A 20789-nucleotide genomic window follows, 5' to 3' on the forward strand; every position below is an offset into this window, starting at 1 on the left:
AACATTTTAGAAACATCGTTACTCTTTTATCATTACTAACTTCAGAAGTTTTCAATTATAAAGTCTATATCATATGGAAAAAAAAGCAACAGAAGGTATTCCTCAAAATACTGATTTACCAAAGATCGATAACGTTCAACCAATCGTAGAAGACAAAAAGGAAAAAACTACAGCATCGGTAAAAAGTCCACAAAGAGCTCGTGTGAGAAAAACAACAGTAACTAAACCTGTTGTAAAAACCCAAACTAAGGTCACTACTTCACCTCAAAAAACTGTGCAAAAAGCTCCTGAAAAAGCAGTTGCAACAACTAAGCCTGTTGCAAAAACGCCAACCAAAGCTACTTCTGCATCAGTAAAAAAAGCAACTACACCAATTGAGAAACAAAAAGAAGTAACTCCTGTTGCGAAACCACCAGTAGTCTCAAAAGATAAAAAAATTACAGCACCAAGTACAGGTAATTTAGTTCATGCAATAGGAGAAATTATTAAGGATACATCAAAAGATAAAAAGAAGAAAAAGATGAAAGATAAGGACAAAGAGAAAGAAAAAAAGAAATTAGCTAAGAAAAAAGAAAAAGCTAAAAAGGATAAAAAGAAAGAGAAAGCTAAAAAAGCAAAACTTAAAGCTAAGGCCAAAAAGAAAGAAAAAACGAAGAAAGCAAAGGAAAAAGCTAAAGCTAAAAAAATAGCGAAAAAGAAGGCGAAAAAATCGAAATCGAAATCAAAAAAGAAAAAATAAATTTAAGATAGGGTTTGACTTTAAGGAGTTGAACCCTTTTTTTATTTGGAGAAGCTACGACTTTGCATAGTTTAACATGCGTTTAAATATTATAATATCGTTAGTCCCCCTGAGGCAGAGTCGAAGAATAATGAGAAACTCCATAATCTTTGTCAAGCTACTTAATGAGAGTCTTCATTCGTCAGAGATTCATTTTTTTTTGGTTTCACGCAGATCTCACAGATTTAAGCAGATTTTATTTTAAAATTAATTGGAATGAATTAGTGTAATTCGTGGCAGAAATTTTACCGCAAAGGAAGATAAGGTTTAGTGAAGCTGCACAAAGTTTCTCCTCAATTTTTTGTAAAACTAAAGTTCCTTACGCTCTTAGTTTTTTACTTTGACAAAGGTGTTTCGTAACGATTTACCCCCCAATAGTAATCATACTACGATTGTCTTGGTTTAAATTAGGGTTATTTAATTCCTTTATCGTAGTCATTCCTGCTCTCACTTTTTTCTTGCTGCTAATTGCTGCAGAAATCAAATTGGCAATCGTTTCTCCATTCCTAAAAGGAGTCAATAAATCAGTTTCGGCATTAGAGAACAAACAGTTTTTTATTTTACCATTTGCCGTAAGGCGGATTCTATTGCAACTATCACAAAACGGATTTGTTACTGAACTAATAATTCCAAAGCTACCTTGGTAATCTTTAATTTTAAAAGTTCTGGCTGTGAAGTTTTTTTCATCTGCTAACTTTTCAATCTGAGATGGGATGTAATAATTTGAAAGAGTTTCTAAAATCTGTTTTTGGGAAACCATTTTGCTTTTATCCCAAGCATTTCCTGCAAAAGGCATAAACTCTATAAACCGAATGGATAAGGGTAAAAACTCTGTTAGTTTAATAAAATCAATAACCTCATCATCATTAAATCCTTTTATTAAAACGACATTAACTTTTACATTAAAATCATTATTTAAAAGCAAATGCAGGTTGTCAATTACTTTCTCAAACTGGTTACGAAGCGTTATCGAATTGAATTTTGAAGCAATTAAAGTATCCAGACTCAAATTAATGTCCCGAACATTAAATTGCTTTAAAACGTCTAAATGTCGGTCTATCAAAATACCATTGGTGGTAATAGAAAGTTTAATATTAAGAGTCGCCAATTTTGAAATAATTTCAGGGAAGTCTTTTCTTAAAAGTGGTTCTCCTCCCGTTAATCGGATTTTATCAACACCGTTTTGTACAAATGTTTGTGCGATAGCAAAAACCTCATCGGCAGTCATTAACTCATTTTTTGGAGTTAATGTAATTCCATCGGCTGGCATACAATATGTACAACGCAAATTGCATTTCTCTATGAGAGAGATACGCAAATAGTTGTGCTTACGCCCAAAATCATCTATTAAAACTGTGTTATTTGGCATCATGATTATTGCCTTTTAAAATATGAAATACATGCAAAACATGCGGAAAAATAGCATCCATAGATTCTCTAGCTCCATTTGTTGATCCTGGCAAAGCCAACACCAAAGTCTTACCTAAAGTTCCTGCAACTGTACGTGATAACATGGCATACGGCATACGTTCTTGCCCGTAATTACGAACGGCTTCTTCGATACCCGGAATACGACTTTCTAATAACGGGGCTAGTGCTTCGGGAGTTACATCACGTGGCGATAAGCCTGTTCCTCCTGTAAAAATCACTAGCTGATTCTCTTTTGCGTAATCTTTCGTTCTTTCCTGAATAATATCAACTTCATCAGGAATAATCTCATAATGTGTCGTTTCTACACCACAAGATTCTAGTTTTTCGACAATAATTTTACCAGAACGATCTTCTTTATCCCCTGCAAAAATAGAATCGGAACATACAAAAACTGCTGCTTTTATAGTTGCTGGAAAACGATTCTTAAATGATGATTTCCCACCTTCTTTATTAATTAATTTTATTGTAGATATCTCAATCTCTTTATCAATTGGTTTAAGCATATCATACATTGTAAGCGCCACAATTGATGCTCCATGCATTGCTTCGACCTCTACTCCTGTTTTGTAAACCGTTTTAACTTTAAATATAATTTCGATAGTTAAACCTTCTATTTTATATTCTACAGATGTAAATTCGATTGGAATCGGATGACAATCCGGAATGGATAAATGGGTGTTTTTTACAGCAAATAATCCTGCTGTTTTTGCCATTTCCATTACATTTCCTTTTGGTACTAAATTATTAACAACTGCATCAATAGTAGCTTGTTGGCTTACTTTTACAATTGCGGTTGCGGTTGCTGAACGTAACGTATTTATTTTATGGGTAATATCAACCATTTTCTAGGTATTTTGCTTCCAGGTGAAAGTATCGTTTTCAAATAATTCTTTGCCAAAAATAGGCACATCGGTTTTTATCCAATTTACAATAGCTTCTGTAGCTTCATAAACTTGTTTGCGTCTTGTAGCCGAAACAAAAACAAATAAACAAATCTCACCCGCTTTTACTACGCCCAAACTATGATAAATATGCATGCATGTTAAATCATATTTGGCAAATGCTTTTTCTCGAATTGTATGCAAAGCCTCATTTGCCATATCAGTATAAGCCGAATAATCAATAGCGACTACTGTATTATCATGAATAACATCGGCACGAACTTGTCCTAAAAAAATATTGTGCGCACCAATAGTATGTTTTGATTGGTGTTTCGCAATAGATTCGGCGATAAATTCAGAAGAAATTGGCCCTTCTACAAATACATTTTTACTCATTATTTTTATTTTTATGTCATGGATAAAAGTTTTTTAGCCACGAATTTCTCTAATTCTATTTTATCTTCTTATCACTGATTACACAGATTTTCACAGATTTTTTAAATCCTTTTAATCTTTTAAATCTGTGACTAAAAAATTAACCGCAAAGTTCACAAAGATTTACGCAAAGTTCGCAAAGCTTAAAACTTAGAATCTCAGAGTCTTAGCACCTTAGTTCCTTAAAAAAAACCTTTGAACCTTTGAACCTCTATGCCTTTGTCCCTTCCTCCATCAATTGATTCAATACCAAAGCTCCTCCAATTATACTTTTTACATTTTTAAACTGATGCTTATTAAGTAATTCCATTGCTGTTTTACTTCTTATTCCAGACTGGCAAAAAACATAAATAGTTTGGTTTTTATCCAGTTTTTCTATTTCACTTTCTAAATTCAATAACGGAATCTGAATTCCATTTTTAAAATTCATTTTCGGAAATTCATCTGAATTTCTAATATCTAAAAAAAGAACTCCATCTGTATCTATTTTATCCAAAATAGTTTCGGCTGCTATTTCTTCAACTTGATTTTCAATTGTTTTATATTTTGCTTCAAAAGCAGATTTATCGATGACAAGGTTTTCCTTTTTTTCAAAGTCATACTTTTGTTGTTCGTTATTCAACAAATTATAAACCAATATTTTGCTACTCAACACCTCTCCTATTTCTAAAATCATTTTTATGACTTCATTTGCTTGTAACATTCCAATAATTCCAACCGAAATTCCAATTACGCCCGCATCATTACAGTTTAAAGATCGGCTATTTTCATCTGGATATAAGCAACGATATGTAGGTCCGTTTTTATAATTAAAGACCGAAACTTGCCCTTCAAACCTATAAATTGAGCCGTAAACTAATGGTTTGTTTACAATGCAACATGCATCATTTATCAAGTATTTTGTTAATAGATTATCGGTAGCATCAACTATTATATCATAATGTTTAAATAAATCGAGTGCATTTTTCCCCGAGAGCCTTTTGGAAATAGCATTTATTTTTGTTGTTGGATTTAATTCAGTTGCCATGCGTTTTGCTTGCTGCACTTTACTTTTTCCAACGGCATCATTTTTATAAATAACCTGACGGTGCAAATTACTCAACTCGATTACATCATCATCTACAATTCCTATTTCCCCCACGCCTGCAGCTGCCAAATAAGGTAATATAGCCGATGCTAAACCACCTGCACCAATTATCAATACTCTGGCTTTAAGTAATTTTTGCTGACCATTCTCTCCTACTTCTGGAAGTATAACTTGTCTATTATAACGTGATGCTGACATATCAAATGTATTTATCCACCTGCAAATGGTGGCAATAGAGCAATTATATCATTGCTTTTTAATTCATAATCAGTTGTTTTTGGCACTATCTTCTGATTGATTGCTATACTAAACGAAAGTGTATTTAACTGATATTTTTTATCTAAATCGCTTAATAATTGTTCCAATGATAAATCCCCCAAAGGAACTTTCTCTGTTGGACAATTTGTTTTATCAGCTACAGCACCAAAATATTTAACCTCTATCATGGCTTTAAATTTAAATTCTGATAAATAAACTCATCTTCCAAGTATTCTTCAAAGTAGGAGTTTAGTTCTAATATATTTCTTACTACTTCGCCAATAACTATTATTGATGGCGAAGCTATCTCTTTATCTTTAACCAATTTTACGATTGTACTAATCGTTCCTGTTACTTTCTTCTGATTGTCTTTTGTTCCGTTTTGAATAATCGTAATAGGCAAATCATCCGTTCTATTTTTTTGGTACAATGCAATTATTTCCTCTAGTTTATGCATCCCCATTAGAATAACAACCGTTGCTGCCGATTGCGATGCTAAATTTATATCTTTTGACAGCTTATGATCTGCAGTCGTTCCTGTAATAACCCAAAAGCTTTCGGCTATTTCTCTTTGTGTCAAACTAATTCCGTTTGTCGCAGGAACTCCTAATGCCGATGAAATTCCGGGAACAACATCTGTTTCCAGATTAGACTTTTGAGCATATTCTATTTCTTCAATACCCCGCCCAAATACAAAAGAATCTCCTCCTTTTAACCGAACAACATGACCGTAACGATTTGCCATCGATACAATCAATTCGTTTATCTGATCTTGACTATATGCATGACAGCCTAAACGTTTCCCTACAAAAACAATTTCTGCATTTGTAGCATATTTTAATAATTCTTCGTTTACCAAAGCATCGTACAAAACCACATCTGCACTTTCTAATGCTTTTATCGCCTTAATCGTAATTAACTCTACATCTCCTGGCCCAGCGTCTACTACGGTTAATTTAGGTCTTAATGATATCCTCATAACATCGTATTTAAATTGGCATTAAGATCATTTAATTCGTCTGGCGAATTGATATTGGTAAAATTAAGACTTTGACTTTCGTCAAAAGTTATAATTTGATGTGGCACTTTGGCAATCAGATTCATTAATTTCAAATCTCCCTGAGCAATTGCTTCTTTTATAATCGGAAGATTTTTCTTGGCATAAATCCCAATCAAAGGATGCATTCTGCTCTCTGATGATAAAACGGTAATCGCTGCTTCTTCATCATGTTTCTCGATTAACTCAGCTAATAATTCGGTAGATATTAAGGGAATATCACAACTCAAAATCATACTAAATTCGCTCTCTGAATGAAATAAAGCGGTATAAATCCCTCCCAGAGGTCCTTTGTCAATTTCGATATCACTTATTTTCTTATACTCCAAATAGTCATAATCATTTCCATTTGTAACCAAGAATATGTTGTTTGTAATAGGCAAAATAGCCTGAATGATATGTTCTATAAAGGGTTTGCCTTTAAACAATACTAATCCTTTCTCAGATTGCATCCGGGAACTTTTTCCTCCACATAGAATAAAAACTGCCAGATCTTTCATATCAAACCATTTATAAATTAAATCTTTTTTCTTTTTACCACATAGCTACATAGTTTTTAAACTTAAAAAGGCGTTCCACTTTACATGAATTCACATAGCTATGCGAGAATAATGTATTATCTATTTAATCTTCTTTCAAATTTCAACCTATGTTTCTATGTGTTAAATATTTTTCATTTTATGGAAATATCAATTTTACGCTTGCCAGCAGAATAACTACTCCTAAAACATATTTTAATGTTTTATTAGAGAAATACCCACTTCCGTAATAACCGCCTAAGATTCCTCCGAAAACCGCAATTGGTACTAAATAAAAACTATCTATAGGAATGGTTTTTCCTCCTAGAAAATAACCTGTTATTCCCGCTAGTGAATTTACGAAAATAAATAGACTTGAAACCGCTGCAGACTCTTTAACTGATGCCCAACCTAAAAATAATAAAATCGGACTTAATATAATTCCACCTCCAATTCCTAACATTCCAGACAATAATCCTATTCCAAAACCTAATGCCAATGCAAAAGGAAGTTTTATTACAACAGCTTCTTTTTCTTTAAAATTAAAAAAACCAAATAATCTAAAGGCTGCAAATACCAAAACTAATCCTAATATTACTTTGTAAACCGTATTATCTAATGTTATAAATCCTCCTATAAAAGCTGCTGGAATTGATGCTATCGCAAAAGGATAAAAGAGCTTGGGCTTAAAATAATTCATCTTATAATAAAAGAAGAAAGAGATACTGGACACAAACAAATTAAGCAATAATGCCGAAGGTTTCATTATACCAATCGGGAATGCAAAAATTGCCATAAGTGCCAAATAACCTGAAGCTCCACCATGACCAACGCTTGAGTATAAAAAAGCAATTACTACTAGTGCAATGCTAAAAATGATTAAATTTTCGGTCGTTAATATGTTCATAATTATATTTAATCTAATGGCAACAAGGTTACATCCTCACCTTTTTTAATTTCTGTGCTGTCGTAAGGTACAAAAAGTAAGGAATTTGCTGTTGCAAAAGTATTCAACATTGCCGAACTCTGACTGTCTAATACACTTACATGAGTTTCATCATACAGCGCTTTTAAAAATAATGTTTTCCCTGTGGTATTGATTACCGCTGTACTTAGTTTTCGAACAATTCTTTTTAAATGTATTTCCTCAAATCCCATCATCTTTTTTAATGCTGGTAAAACATACACATAAAAACTGGTAAGCGACGATGCTGGATTTCCGGGTAATGCAAAAATTAATTTTTCTTCTTTATTTCCAAAAAATAATGGTTTTCCAGGCTTTTGATTTATTTTATAAAATAACTCTTCTACTCCCTTTTTTAATAAAGCTTCTTTAACAAAATCATAATCACCAACCGAAATTCCTCCTGAAACAAGAATCATATCGTATTTTGATAAAAGCTTTTTGAGTACTTTTTTGGTGGCTTTTAAATTATCTTTTACTCTAAAAACTTTTACTTTTTTAATTCCTGCAGTTTCAAGAGCTGCTTGCAACATAATCGAATTACTCTCGAAAATTTTACCTAATTTTAATTTCTTCCCTGGTTGTACTAATTCGTTTCCTGTAACCAGAATTGCTGCTTTTGGTTTGCTATATACGCTAACTTCTGTAATTCCTAAACAAGCTAAAAAGCCAATTCCTGCTGGTGTTAATAGCGTATTTTTTTCGAGCATGATATCGCCTTCATTAACCTGTTCGCCTTTTGCTCTTACGTTTGCATTAGGCTCTGGCATTTTATCTATCATAATCGAATCTCCATTTACAGTAACATGCTCTTGCATTACTACGGTATTAACAGAATCGGGTACAAATGCTCCTGTAAAAATTCGTATTGCCTGATTTGCTTTAATTTTATATTTATCATTATCTCCTGCTTGCGAAATACCAACTACATCATATTGTTTGTTTTCTGAACGTGTAAAGGCATAACCATCCATAGCCGATTGGCGAAATGGAGGCATTGCAATAGGTGCATAAACCGTTTCTGCCAAAATATAGCCAAGTGATTTACAAACTTTAATTTTACGAACTGGCATTTTTATACTATTGTCAGCAATAATTGACAAGGCTTTATCTACTTGAATCATGGCGCTATTATTTGCAAGTAAAAATACTCATTAAGAGATGAATTAATAAACAAGTACTCTAAAAAATGGAAGTGTTTTTTGAAAAATAAATATTGAAAAGTTAGCTATTTCTTTTTGAAATTTCCAGTTGGTAAATAATACATCCATGAAAAACCTATTAAGAATAAAATAGCTGAAGCAATAAATGCTGGTAATAATATTTCTTTATTATTATCCAAAGCATTGTTAAGAGATGCATATAACAACCAAATTTGGATACTCACATTTAAAATCAAAATAAAAATGAGTGTCGAAAGTATATTATTCAACTTATTTGGGTTGGCACGATTCTGACTTCTTCTAAAAGTACTCATACTAATTATTTTAGGGTTATACTAGCTTTCTTTACGTTCTGCGAATGCTTTTACAAAAACACCTTTGTCTTTAAAAAACACTTCCAATTGTGGTAAAGCTCTTGGAGGAGGTCCTGCTATTACATCTCCTGTCATAGCATCAAATGAACCTTCATGGCAGGGACAATGTATTATTCCTGTTCCCGGTTTATAAAATACAGAACAGGACAAATGCGTACATTTTTGTTCGTATGCCTTAAAATCTCCACTTTCCAGATGTATTAAAATATAGGGTATTGTACTTCCTTCAATTACAAAACCTCTTGTTCCTCCTATCGGAACCTCATCTTTATTGCAAATAAAATGCTCTCCTTGAACTCCTTCTTTTGGCAACAAATAAGCTTTGGCAGCAACAAATCCGCTTCCGACCATTAACCCGCCAGAAACAAAAGTTAGGAATTTAGCAAAGTCACGTCGACTTACCTGAGTAGATTCTTGCTTTTTTATTGGGAAATCTTTTTTCCAGTTTTGATTTAAATTATCTTCTTTTGACATGGATTTAGATTTAATATATTCTTAATTCATTACTGCCTTTTGGCATCATAATGTTTACTTTGGTATGAACTGTTTCTTGTCCGAAGATGAATGTATTTATCGGAGTACTATTTGGTCTCATTTCTTCAATTTCGGCTCTTGTACCATAAAACAAAGCTCCACTTGGACAAACAGTTGCACACATAGGTTTTTTACCTACACTAGTTCTATCATAACACATCGTGCATTTCATCATTAAATCGTACTCTTCCATCTTTTTAGGAACACCAAACGGGCATGCCATAACACAGTTTGAGCAACCAATACATCTTTCGGTATTAGCAGTATGTACTATTCCGAATTCATCTTGCGAAATCGCATCGGCCGGACATACATTTGCACATACCGGATCCTCACAATGCATACAAACTTGTACCGTTGTTTGAATTGTTGATGAACGCTCAACATAATTCACACTAATCAATGATTCTTGCCCATTGGTTTCACATTCTGCACAAGCCATTTCACAGGCCTTACAACCAATACAACGTTGCAGATCTACAAAAAACTCTTCATTTCTATTGAAATTAGTTAAATTCATAATGTCTTTTTTATAGATTAAACACTTGCATAAGCTTCCGATTCTTTGGATGGAGGTGCTATTTTTCCTTGCGGATCTAATAGACAGGCACAAACTTTAAACTCGGGTATTTTAGAAATTGGATCTAAAGTTCCTGGTGTAAGTTGATTTGCCGATTTAGCTCCGGGCCAATGATAAGGTATAAAAACTGTATCTTTTCGGATAGTCTCTACAATATTTGCTGGAAAAATCCCTTCTCCTCTTCTTGTCGCAACTCTAACCAACTCTCGTTGTTTAATTCCGTATTTTAAAGCAAGTTCCGGATGAATCTCTACCATTGGTTCAGGAAATTGATCTACCAATTTACCTATTCGCCGTGTTTGAGTTCCGCTTAAATATTGCGAAACAACGCGCCCTGTAGTAAGAATTATAGGATATTCATCATCGGTAACTTCGCCCGGTAATTTATAGGGTGCTGGATTAAAATGTGCTCTTCCATCAGGAGTTGCAAATTTTTTATCTTCCCATAATCTCGGTGTTCCCGGATGATCGTCTGTTGGACAAGGCCAAAAAACCCCCATATTATCTTCTACCTTTTTATATGATATTCCAAAATAATCCGCTGTTCCTCCTTTTGAGGCAACTCGAAGCTCATTAAAAATTGCTTCACTATTTTCGTAAGTAAACTTATCTTCTTCTCCCAATCTTTTGGCTAATTCCAAAAATATCGAGGTATCTGTTCTCGCATCCCCCGGAGGAGTAACTGCTTGACGGATTCGGATAACACGTCCTTCTGCCGATGTAGTCGTTCCTTCTTCTTCCTCTTGTAGAGAACCTGCAAGAACAATATCTGCATGACGAGCTGTTTCGTTCAAAAAGAAATCGATACATACATAAAACTCTAACTTTTCCAGTGCAGATCTTACATAGTTATTATTCGGTAATGATACCAATGGATTAAAACAAATAGAAATTAATCCTTTGATCTCTCCACTATGGATTGCTTCAATAATTTCATAAGCCGTAAGTCCTTTTCCTGGCATATCTTTCTCATCTATTCCCCAAACTTTCGAAATATATTTACGATGTTCCGGATTTTCGATATCTCTATTTCCTGGTAATTGATCACATTTATGACCATGCTCTCTACCTCCCTGTCCATTTCCTTGTCCAGTTATTGTTCCGTAACCACAATAAGGTCTCCCGATTCTTCCTGTTGCAAGAACTAGATTAATACAACCTAATACATTATCAACACCTTTGGAGTGATGCTCAATTCCGCGTGCATGAAGTAAAAAGCTTGTTTTGGCTTTACCCCATAATTCTGCGGCTTCTCTAATTTTATTTTTATCGATACCTGTAATCTCTTCTGCCCATTCTAAGGTATAGTCTTTTACAGCATCTAATGTTTCTTGAAAACCCGATGTATGATTGTCTATAAAATCATGGTCCAACATATCATGATCTACCAAATATTTTAGCATAGCACCGTATAATGCCGAATCGGTTCCTGGTTTTACATCCAGATGAACATCTGCGGTTCGAGCCAGCGGAATCATCCTTGGATCTATAACTATTAATTTGGCTCCACGATCTCTTGCTTTCCAAATCCAATGGGTCAATGTTGGAAAAGTTTCACTAATATTTGCACCTGCAACAATAATTACTTCGGCATATTCTAAATCCGAATAATTATTTGAGGCACGATCCAATCCAAAAGCTTTTTTATTCCCCGCTCCTGCACTTACCATACAAAGCCTGCCGTTATAATCCAGATTTCTGGTCTTTAATGCAACACGTGCAAACTTCCCTACCAAGTAACTTTTTTCATTTGTAAGCGATACGCCCGATAACATCGAAAAAGCATGTTTGCCATATTTCTCCTGAATTCTTTTTATCTCGGATACCGTTTTATCCATCGCTTCATCCCAAGTCGTTTTTTCGAAACCTTTTCCTTCTACTCTTTTTATAGGATGTAAAAGACGATCAGGGTGATTATTTTGTAGATAACGCTGTACTCCTTTTGGACACAAACGTCCTTCGTTAAAAGGAAACTCCATCCACGGTTCAAAACCTACTACTTTATTTTCTTTTACTAATAATTGAATACCACACTGCATTCCGCAGAAACAACAATGTGTTTTTACCACTTCATCTGGTTCATCTCTACCTTGGTAACCATCTTTGGGAGCATAATTTAAATGCGGTCCAAAATCTTCAATAATCTTTTCGGTTGATACAGGTAATTTTGCCATGTTTGTTTTTGTTTGTTTTTGTTTAAAGCTTTCAGTCGCAGTTCTCCGTTTCAGTCTCTACTTAATCTGAAAACTGCGACTGGTACTGAACACTAAATAAAAATTATCCAAATAAGCTTCCGCCACTTTCTAATCTTGCTCTTAAATGTGCTTGCGCCAAACGGGATCTTTTTCCTTCTGGACTTAAATCAAGATGTGAAGTTCCATCTTCATGTGTAAAGTCAAATCCCAATTGTTTCGTAACAATTTTTAAATCGTTAATATGTAATTGAGTTGCAAATTCTTCTCCGGTATGCGGACAAACTGCCATTCCTTTTTTCATCCCTTCTTTCTTATAAATATGTGCACCTATTTGAGCAGGTCGCTGGATAATATGAAAGAATTTCCCAAAAGGAATCCATATTAAGAACATAATTACTGTTACAGCGTGAATTACAGCTAGAAAATCATACGCAAACCCTTTCATAAACTGATAGGAATAGGTAAGACATAACCCTGTAACCGATATTGCAATCAATAAAATAAGTGGTAATAAATCCCCTTCAAAAGATTGTGTAGCTATTAAACCCGGGTTTGTTAATCGTCTTCGCAAATAATAAATAGATCCGAATATAACCAACCACGAAGACCAGTTTAAAGCATGGAAAATCAAGAATGCAAGGAAAGATCCAATTTTGAAATCCATCATTTTAAATCCAAAAAAATGAGCTTCATAAATCGATATTGAATCTGGTGCCAATGTAAAATGTATCCATCCAAATGTAAGCGGAATTGTGATTGCAAATGCTGACATACATCCTAATGCAATACAAAAATGAGCCACCCAACGGTACTTACTTCTAGGATAGATGAATTTTTGAACTACTATATTTTCTACCGATTCTTTACCTAAAAACCACATATGAGCAAAAATTTTACCCGTAAATAGAAATTTAAGACTACGCTTGAAATACATCCATGTTGGTGGTCGTTGCAACCAAACTGAATAACGGTATACTATTCCGAAGAAAGCGAATACTGTTCCGAATAAATAAGTAACTAGTGCAGCATCAAAATTTTGTAGTTGTCTCGACCCGTAAAACACAAGCACTATAGTCAATGCAGACACTAGAGTTGCTACAAGTAAAGCTTTGGTATTAAAGGTTTTATTTTTCATCCTTAATTTAAATTTAATGATTACTTACTAACTAGGTTTCTCACAACCTTTACGATTATAGAACCACCAATTTATACCTGTAGCTAATATAGCAAAAATAGCAACGCCAATAAAGAATTGATTTACAGTACCATTAGCCGAAAGATTGTTTCCGATTAATTTAGAAAAGATAAACGGTCCAAATGCTGCGATTGCTGCTGTCCAACCAATAACTCCAGCTGCCTGACGCTGATTTTCGGCAAAAATAATCGGGTATTGTCTAAACGTACCTGCGTTTCCTATTCCTGTAAAAAAGAACATTGCTAAAATTACTATTACAAAAAGAGGAAATTGATCCATACTCGTTGGAGCTACTAAACCTTCTGTAACCAATATAATGGCTCCTGCCAAAATTCCTAAACCTGTAATTGTAGTAAGAATAGCACCACCTACTTTATCGGCTACAAACCCAAAAATAATTCTACTTGCTGATCCAATAAGAGGACCGTAAAAGGCATACACTAATGGATCTGGTGCGTTATGGAAATCACCATATAAAAACTTAATCATTAAAGGAAATGCCGCAGATAAACCCGCAAATGTTCCAAAAGTCATCACGTAAGTAATAGTACAATACCAAGTATGTTTATTAGAAAAAATATCTAGTTGTTCTTTAATTGAAGCTTTCATTGGTATACTTCTTAAATAATACCAACTTAAAATGGACAATAATATTAAGAAAGGAACAAACCAGAATGCAGCCGATTGTAAATAAATTTCAGTGTTTTTTACCGCCGTATTATCTGGTTTTATATCATTTAATATTTTCTCTGCCAATTTTGGATTTGCATTTGCAATAGCTTTGGCTTTAGCATTTATTGGCAATGAAGTAAAAAGAACCACTTTATCGCTTGATTGAGTAGTGGTACTCACTGAGTCAATTACATTTTGCTTTACGTTAGCTAATATTTTTGTCTGTACTTCGGCATCAAGCGCTGCAAAAACTTCTTTTTGCTTTTCGATACTTGAATTCTGGAAAACATTTATTGTTTCCTTAGGATTAATACTTGTAAATACAGAGGCTGCACCATAAATCCCAACACTAATAATAAGTGGTGTAACAAACTGCGCTACCGAAACACCAAAATTTCCTATTCCGGCTTGTATTCCAAGAGCTGTACCTTTAAGCCTTTTTGGGAAAAATAAACTTGTACTTGGCATATAAGAGGAAAAATCACCTCCACCAAAACCTGTTGTAAACGCTAATACTGCAAATACCCAAAATGGTGTATTTATATCCATTACGGCAAAACCTATTCCGATTACAGGAATTAATTTAAGTGCTGTAGCAAAAGATACTACGTGGCGCGTTCCGTATATAGGTAATATAAAAGTGTGAATAATTCTTAAAATCCCTGCTGCTAATCCAGGAATTGCAGTCAACCAAAAAAGCTGATCTTTGGAAAAATTAAACCCTAATCCTGGTAATTTAACTGCAATAACACTCATCATAAACCATGAGGCAAACGATAATATTAAAGTAAGCGTTGTTATTGTTAATGTTCTCCATGCAATTTTACTTCCGGTAGAGTTCCAAAATGCTTCATCTTCGGGCTCCCATTTGTCTAACCAAGTTTTCATATTATGTATTATTTAATTTTATTTTTAATGATTGTCTTCTATTTCTCTGGTGAAATTTGGTGATTTTGTTCTCATAACGTTTATGATTGTTCGGTGCATCCACAACAAACAAAGAACTGATACTATGAAAATAAATATCCAGGAACTGGTCCAGAGCCCAGTATAATTAAGTAGATAACCAAAGATAATCGGACCTACAAATCCACCTAATCCACCTATTAAACCTACCATTCCGCCTACAACTCCAACTTCATTAGGAAAATATTCGGGAATGTGTTTATAAACTGCTGCTTTACCAATTCCCCATGAAATACCTATAAGAATTACCAAAATCACATAAACCCAAAGATTGGCACTAAATTTAATTTGAGTGATTCCCTGAGCTAATAATTCTTTCTTTTTCACTTCTTGATTTTGTTTTACAACAATCTCCTGCCAAGAATTTTTAACTGGAAAAATTGCGGCATCATCATCACCTGAAATTATTTTTGTATTGACTTTATGCTCTTTGCCATTTACTATTATTGCATCGGCAGAAACTTCGGTAACAACACCATTATTGCTAGCCAGAACTCCGGGACCTGCTGTAAAAATTTCCATTTTAGGGAACATCAATAAAAAACTTATAATTATCGATGAACCTAAAACCCAATACATTACTTTTCTAGCTCCGAATTTATCGGATAAATAACCTCCAAAAGCTCTAATTATTCCGGAGGGTAAACTGAACATTGTTGCAAACATTCCTCCCATTACCAACGAAGTATGATAAACATTCATGAAATTTGGCACTAACCATTGGGAATAAGCAACGAAACATCCAAAGACTAAAAAATAGTACGTTCCAAAACGCCAAACTCGAATGTTTTTAAGAGGAGACATTAGTTCTTTCATTGTTTTTGAAACACCTGGGTTTGTTTTGTTTTTAGCAAAAACAATAAAAAGTATTCCTATAAGAACTAAAACTGCTGCATAAATTATGGGCAACATCTTCCAACCATTTATAGGATCTTTCTCTGATAAATGATTTAATAAAGTAGGCGCCACAAACGTAGTAATTGCTGCACCTGCATTTCCCATTCCGAAAATACCTAAAGCTCTTCCTTGCCAGTTTTGGGGATACCAAGCCGAAGTATATCCTATACCTACTGCAAAACTGGTACCTACTAATCCAAAAAGAAAACTTAAAACTGCAAAACTCCAGAAGGAATTGGCAAACGGAAGAAGGAAAAGTGGAATAGAACATAATAATAGTAAAATGGAAAATATAATCTTACCTCCGTATTTATCTGTTAATATACCAATTGGAAGTCTAAATATAGATCCTGATAAAATCGGAATTCCTAATAACCAGCCAGTTTCTACAACTGTCCAATTGAATATCCCTTTATCTACCAGATAAGTAACCAAAACACCATTTAGTGTCCAGCAAGCAAAACATATTGTAAATGCTAATGTGTTTAAAAATAAAATTTTGTGCGATTGAGATAAACTACTCATAATTGACTGTTTTTAATATCGTTTTTAATTAAATCAGTACTCTAGTCATGAACTTCTTTAATTAAAAAAAACAAAATTAAAGAAATCAATTACTACTTAAAATGACATTTGTCATATTAAGGACAATGTTATCCTTAATTATTTCTTTATCCCCACTCGGACAGTATTTTAAACAATAGTGGTTTTATTCCGAATAAAATTAACCAAAAATTATATACAAAAAGAGAATTACCTCATATCAATAAAGAATATAAATAACTATATATCAGACATATAAAATAAGTACCTTTTGTGATTAATTTTTATTATATAAGAAGATTATCTGATTTCACGGGTCTGATTTTGCTGAAAATTAAATAACAATTGAGATAATCTGGTTCTTTTCATATTAAAATATTTATGAAATGAAGTCCTTTTTGTTAATCAAATTAAGTTTTAAAAATAAAAACGTAATAAAAAAGCTATTTTTCACAAATAAGTTACTCTTTTTATGCATTCAAAATCAAGAAATAAACAACACGTAATCACCTTATAAACAAGTTATTAAACCATTAAAAAAATTCAAAAACTACCTTTATCTCATTATTTTTAAAAATAATTATCAATTTTTTTGGTTTTTATTATAATAAATTTAACTTTGTCTATAGAATTAGTAGAGTTATAATAAAATAATCTATATTTTGAAAACAATCGAGAGAATATCGAACTACATCCTTCCTAAAGTATACACTTATAACACCTTCTGTTATATGTGTATCTGTTGCTAATTCTCATCGTAATACTTTCCGTTTATGTTTGGCTATATAAAAGCTATAAACTTATCATAGATTAGACAGAACGAATCTTATTAAATACCCATCCAAAATTATCTTACTGGAAATAAAAACCTATTCTTTACCGTAACCGTAAGGAATGGCTTGGTGAAATAATATGCAAAAACTAAAATAAACTCTAAAAACTAAAATAAATAATTAACTAAAAAAAGGAAAATGAAAACTAAGAATAGAAGTTGCTGTAAATAAAAAAAGCCATTTCTGCGGCAACAGAAATGGCAGGCTTAAAAAAAAATGTGAATCTCTTTATAAAGGAAAAACGGATGTTGATTTCTCAACTTTCCATGCCTTTACTATTTAAACCAATACAAAGAAATGAAAAAAAAATTAAACATATACCCATTGTTATTTCTTCTGCTGCTATCAGCAGGAATTGATGCTCAAAATACAACTCCTCTTATACAATCCAAGCTAGACGGAAAGGTGGTCGATGATATTACAAATCAACCAATTATAGGAGCTTCCGTAAATATTAAAGGTACTACACATGGAGTAGTAACAGATACAGAAGGAAAATTTTATTTCCAAACCGGTCAAAAATTCCCATATACTTTAATTGTAAGCTATATAGGATATAAAAAAGCCGAAATAATAGTCGATAAAAACCCAGTTACCATAAGTTTAAAAGAAGAACGTCAGGAATTAGATGAACTAGTAGTTGTAGGATATGGTGCCCAAAAGAGAAAAGACATTACAGGTTCTATAGCTTCGGTTCCAAAAGCAAATCTTACTCAAGTTACCTCATCTGCAGACAACCTATTACGAGGAGCAATTCCCGGAGTAGTTGTTACCCAGAGTTCTGGACGTCCCGGAGCCTCATCAAGTGTACGTATCCGAGGAGGAAACTCAATTACAGCAGGAAATGAACCACTTTATGTTATAGATGGGATTTTAATTTACAATGATAATAGTAATAGTACCGCCGGAGTTGCTTACTCCGGAGCAACAGTAAATGTATTATCAACGATTAATCCAGGCGATATAGAATCTATAGAGGTTCTTAAAGACGCTTCGGCAACGGCAATATATGGATCACGTGGTGCCAACGGTGTGGTAATTATTACAACCAAAAAGGGTACAAAAGGACAAGACAATATTTCCTATCAAGGCTATTTTGGGTTTCAAAATGTTTCCAAAAAATTAAAATTAATGAATGCAAGTCAGTGGGCAAGTTTGCGTAATGACGTTCAGGCTAGTATAGGTCAAGCTCCATCTTTTTCGCCAGCTCAGATAGAAGCTCTTAAAACTTCGGGGGGATATGACTGGCAATCGGCTGCATTTAGAACTGCAGCTCCTGTCCAAAATCATCAATTGACTTTCTCTGGTGGAGATGAACGTTCCAGATATGCTGTTTCTGCTGGTTATTTTGATCAGCAAGGAGTTGTAATTGGATCAGATTTCAAACGAATTTCTCTTCGTGCCAATTATGAAAGAAATTATTCTCAAGCTTTTAAATTTGGTGTAAATGCCAATTACAGTAATTCAATTTCTAATGGTGTAGGAAGTAATTCTAGCAGCCGACAACCAAACCCATTGGTTGCTGCATTACTAACAGCCCCTGTAGTTCCTATTAAAAATGATGATGGCGGCTATAATGTAACCAATAATCCTTATGCTACCTCGGTTAATGGATTTGTACCAAACCCAATTAATGATTTGGAAAATACAATCAATGAAACCAAAATTAATAGAATATTGACAAGTTTATTTGGTGAATATAAAATAACAAAAGAACTAACCGCCAAAGTCGCTGTGAGTGGTGATGTGATTGGTACCAAACAAAATTATTATGCGCCATCAAATACTACAAATGGTGCAGGAACAAAAGGATTAGCTTCAGTTGGTGATAGATTAGTAAGTTCTGTATTAAATGAAAATACGTTAAATTACAATACCCATTTTGGCGAAGACCATAAATTCTCGGCTTTGGCGGGATATACACTTCAATACACACAAGGAGAAGTTGTTAATGCTGGTGCAAATACATTTGTCAATGATGCAAATACCTACAATGCCTTGCAAGATGGTGTAGGTGTAAAACCATACAGTGATGCATTCGAAAGTGTATTAAAATCATGGTTAACAAGGGTAAATTATTCTTATAAAGGAAAATACAACCTTACGCTATCTGCTCGTGCAGATGGATCATCAAGATTTGGTTCGCAATCGCTTTGGGGTTATTTTCCTTCTGCAGGATTTTCATGGAATATCACCGAAGAAGAATTTGCCAAAAACATTAAAGGTGTAACCGAAGCCAAACTAAGATTAAGTGCAGGAACAACAGGAAATCAAGAAATTGGGAATTATCTTTCTTTAGCTTCAATGGGATCTGTTAACTATGCTTTTGGGGGTACATTACAAACAGGATTGGCTCCTACCCGATTAGCAAATCCTGATTTAAAATGGGAAAAAACAAACCAATATAATGTTGGTTTAGACTTATCATTATTAGACCGAAAAGTAAATTTTGTTTTCGATGTGTACTATAAAAGAACAAAAGATTTACTTATAAATGTACCTATTCCGCTTACTTCAGGATATGCTACAGTTCTTCAAAACATTGGTGGTGTTGAAAATAAAGGTGTTGAAATTGGATTGATTACAGAAAATTTAAAAACAGAAAACTTCTCATGGAATTCAAATTTTGTGTTCTCTGCTAATAAAAATAAAGTAGTATCAATTGGAAACGGAGTTGATCAGTTTTTTCCGGTAGTCCCAAATGGTTCTTTATTACAACAACAGCCCGTAACAGTAAAAGTAGGATTGCCTTTGGGAACATTCTGGGGATACAAAACCAATGGTATTTTCCAAACTCAGGAAGAAGTCAATACACAACCTAAAATAAACAGTCTTGCCAATACCAAAGTTGGAGATCGAAGATATGTAGATACTAATGGAGATGGAGTTATTACTGCTGCAGATAAAGTTAACCTTGGAAGTTCACAGCCAAAATTTGTGGGAAGCTTTAGTAATACTGTTTCTTATCGCGGCTTCGATCTTAATTTTTCTTTCCAAGGATCTTATGGTGGTAAAATATTTAATGCGTTAAACCAACAATTAGAAATCTCGACTCTTGGAACCAATGCTGCAACTACTCTGGAAGATCGCTGGACACCTACAAATCCAAGTAATGAAATTCCTAGAGCATCAAGTTCTCCTGTAGGGATAGTTTCGGAACGTTATGTAGAAGATGCTTCTTTCTTAAGATTAAAGCTCATCACTTTTGGATATACATTACCTAAAAGCCTTTCTTCCAGACTGGGAACAAAGAGCATCAAATTTTATGTATCTGCCGAAAACTTAATTACATGGACTAAATACACGGGATATGATCCGGAGGTAAGTACATATGAACAAAATAATCTATATCCCGGAATTGACTTTGGATCTTATCCAAACTCTAAAACATTCATCTCCGGCTTGAACGTAACTTTCTAAGTAAAAAA

At 33.7% G+C, this 20789-nt stretch carries 18 protein-coding genes; 2 read left to right on the forward strand and 16 right to left on the reverse strand.

The annotated features are described in order from the left end of the window. Nucleotides 1-73 precede the first annotated feature (73 nt). Complete coding sequence (locus OIU83_RS00090) at nt 74-739, forward strand: hypothetical protein (protein ID WP_264204245.1); 666 nt, start codon at nt 74-76, stop codon at nt 737-739. Between the two features lie 403 nt (nt 740-1142). Here the strand turns inward: OIU83_RS00090 and moaA are convergent, their stop codons facing one another. The 16 genes from moaA to OIU83_RS00170 form a co-directional block, all read right to left on the reverse strand. Beyond that, nucleotides 1143-2150: a GTP 3',8-cyclase MoaA gene (gene moaA / locus OIU83_RS00095; RefSeq protein ID WP_264204246.1), complete on the reverse strand. Its 1008-nt coding sequence runs from the start codon at nt 2148-2150 to the stop codon at nt 1143-1145. Then, nucleotides 2137-3051 carry a bifunctional molybdenum cofactor biosynthesis protein MoaC/MoaB gene (gene moaCB / locus OIU83_RS00100; RefSeq protein ID WP_264204247.1) on the reverse strand — a complete coding sequence of 305 codons (915 nt, stop codon included), beginning with the start codon at nt 3049-3051 and terminating at the stop codon, nt 2137-2139. The genes moaA and moaCB overlap by 14 nt, the downstream gene beginning before the upstream one ends. Before the next feature lie 3 nt (nt 3052-3054). Further along, on the reverse strand, nt 3055-3486 hold the full coding sequence (locus tag OIU83_RS00105) for a molybdenum cofactor biosynthesis protein MoaE (RefSeq protein WP_264204248.1): 432 nt from the start codon (nt 3484-3486) through the stop codon (nt 3055-3057). A 250-nt stretch (nt 3487-3736) separates the two neighbouring features. Continuing rightward, nucleotides 3737-4810: a HesA/MoeB/ThiF family protein gene (gene moeB / locus OIU83_RS00110; protein WP_264204249.1), complete on the reverse strand. Its 1074-nt coding sequence runs from the start codon at nt 4808-4810 to the stop codon at nt 3737-3739. 11 nt (nt 4811-4821) lie between these two features. Beyond that, entirely contained in the window at nt 4822-5058 is a 237-nt protein-coding gene (locus tag OIU83_RS00115) for a MoaD/ThiS family protein (protein ID WP_264204250.1), read from the reverse strand. Beyond that, the gene (gene cobA / locus OIU83_RS00120) at nt 5055-5849 is read right to left on the reverse strand and encodes a uroporphyrinogen-III C-methyltransferase (protein WP_264204251.1); all 795 of its coding nucleotides are present in this window, start codon (nt 5847-5849) and stop codon (nt 5055-5057) included. Before cobA ends, OIU83_RS00115 begins: the two co-directional genes overlap by 4 nt. Then, the gene (locus OIU83_RS00125; protein WP_264204252.1) at nt 5846-6427 is read right to left on the reverse strand and encodes a molybdenum cofactor guanylyltransferase; all 582 of its coding nucleotides are present in this window, start codon (nt 6425-6427) and stop codon (nt 5846-5848) included. Before OIU83_RS00125 ends, cobA begins: the two co-directional genes overlap by 4 nt. 178 nt (nt 6428-6605) lie before the next feature. Then, entirely contained in the window at nt 6606-7352 is a 747-nt protein-coding gene (locus OIU83_RS00130) for a sulfite exporter TauE/SafE family protein (RefSeq protein WP_264204253.1), read from the reverse strand. An 8-nt stretch (nt 7353-7360) separates the two neighbouring features. Then, nucleotides 7361-8533, reverse strand: a complete 1173-nt coding sequence (locus OIU83_RS00135) for a molybdopterin molybdotransferase MoeA (RefSeq protein WP_264204254.1) — start codon at nt 8531-8533, stop codon at nt 7361-7363. Nucleotides 8534-8637: 104 nt separating this feature from the next. Beyond that, the gene (locus OIU83_RS00140) at nt 8638-8886 is read right to left on the reverse strand and encodes a DUF6755 family protein (RefSeq protein ID WP_264204255.1); all 249 of its coding nucleotides are present in this window, start codon (nt 8884-8886) and stop codon (nt 8638-8640) included. A gap of 21 nt (nt 8887-8907) precedes the next feature. Continuing rightward, complete coding sequence (locus OIU83_RS00145; protein WP_264204256.1) at nt 8908-9420, reverse strand: Rieske (2Fe-2S) protein; 513 nt, start codon at nt 9418-9420, stop codon at nt 8908-8910. A gap of 10 nt (nt 9421-9430) precedes the next feature. Then, on the reverse strand, nt 9431-10000 hold the full coding sequence (locus OIU83_RS00150; RefSeq protein WP_264204257.1) for a 4Fe-4S dicluster domain-containing protein: 570 nt from the start codon (nt 9998-10000) through the stop codon (nt 9431-9433). Nucleotides 10001-10017: 17 nt separating this feature from the next. Then, nucleotides 10018-12234, reverse strand: a complete 2217-nt coding sequence (locus tag OIU83_RS00155; RefSeq protein WP_264204258.1) for a molybdopterin oxidoreductase family protein — start codon at nt 12232-12234, stop codon at nt 10018-10020. Nucleotides 12235-12337: 103 nt separating this feature from the next. Further along, nucleotides 12338-13390 (reverse strand): MFS transporter, encoded by a 1053-nt coding sequence (locus OIU83_RS00160; RefSeq protein ID WP_264204259.1) that lies wholly within the window; start codon nt 13388-13390, stop codon nt 12338-12340. A gap of 27 nt (nt 13391-13417) precedes the next feature. Further along, on the reverse strand, nt 13418-15010 hold the full coding sequence (locus OIU83_RS00165; RefSeq protein ID WP_264204260.1) for an MFS transporter: 1593 nt from the start codon (nt 15008-15010) through the stop codon (nt 13418-13420). A gap of 24 nt (nt 15011-15034) precedes the next feature. Then, a complete protein-coding gene (locus tag OIU83_RS00170) occupies nt 15035-16510 on the reverse strand; it encodes an MFS transporter (protein ID WP_264204261.1) in 1476 nt (491 codons plus the stop codon). Nucleotides 16511-17658: 1148 nt separating this feature from the next. On the opposite strand from OIU83_RS00170, the gene OIU83_RS00175 reads away from it, so the two are divergent. Continuing rightward, a complete protein-coding gene (locus tag OIU83_RS00175; RefSeq protein WP_264204262.1) occupies nt 17659-20781 on the forward strand; it encodes a SusC/RagA family TonB-linked outer membrane protein in 3123 nt (1040 codons plus the stop codon). Nucleotides 20782-20789 lie beyond the last annotated feature (8 nt).

Origin of the sequence: Flavobacterium shii (assembly GCF_025847235.1) — a bacterium.
Lineage (GTDB): Bacteria > Bacteroidota > Bacteroidia > Flavobacteriales > Flavobacteriaceae > Flavobacterium > Flavobacterium shii.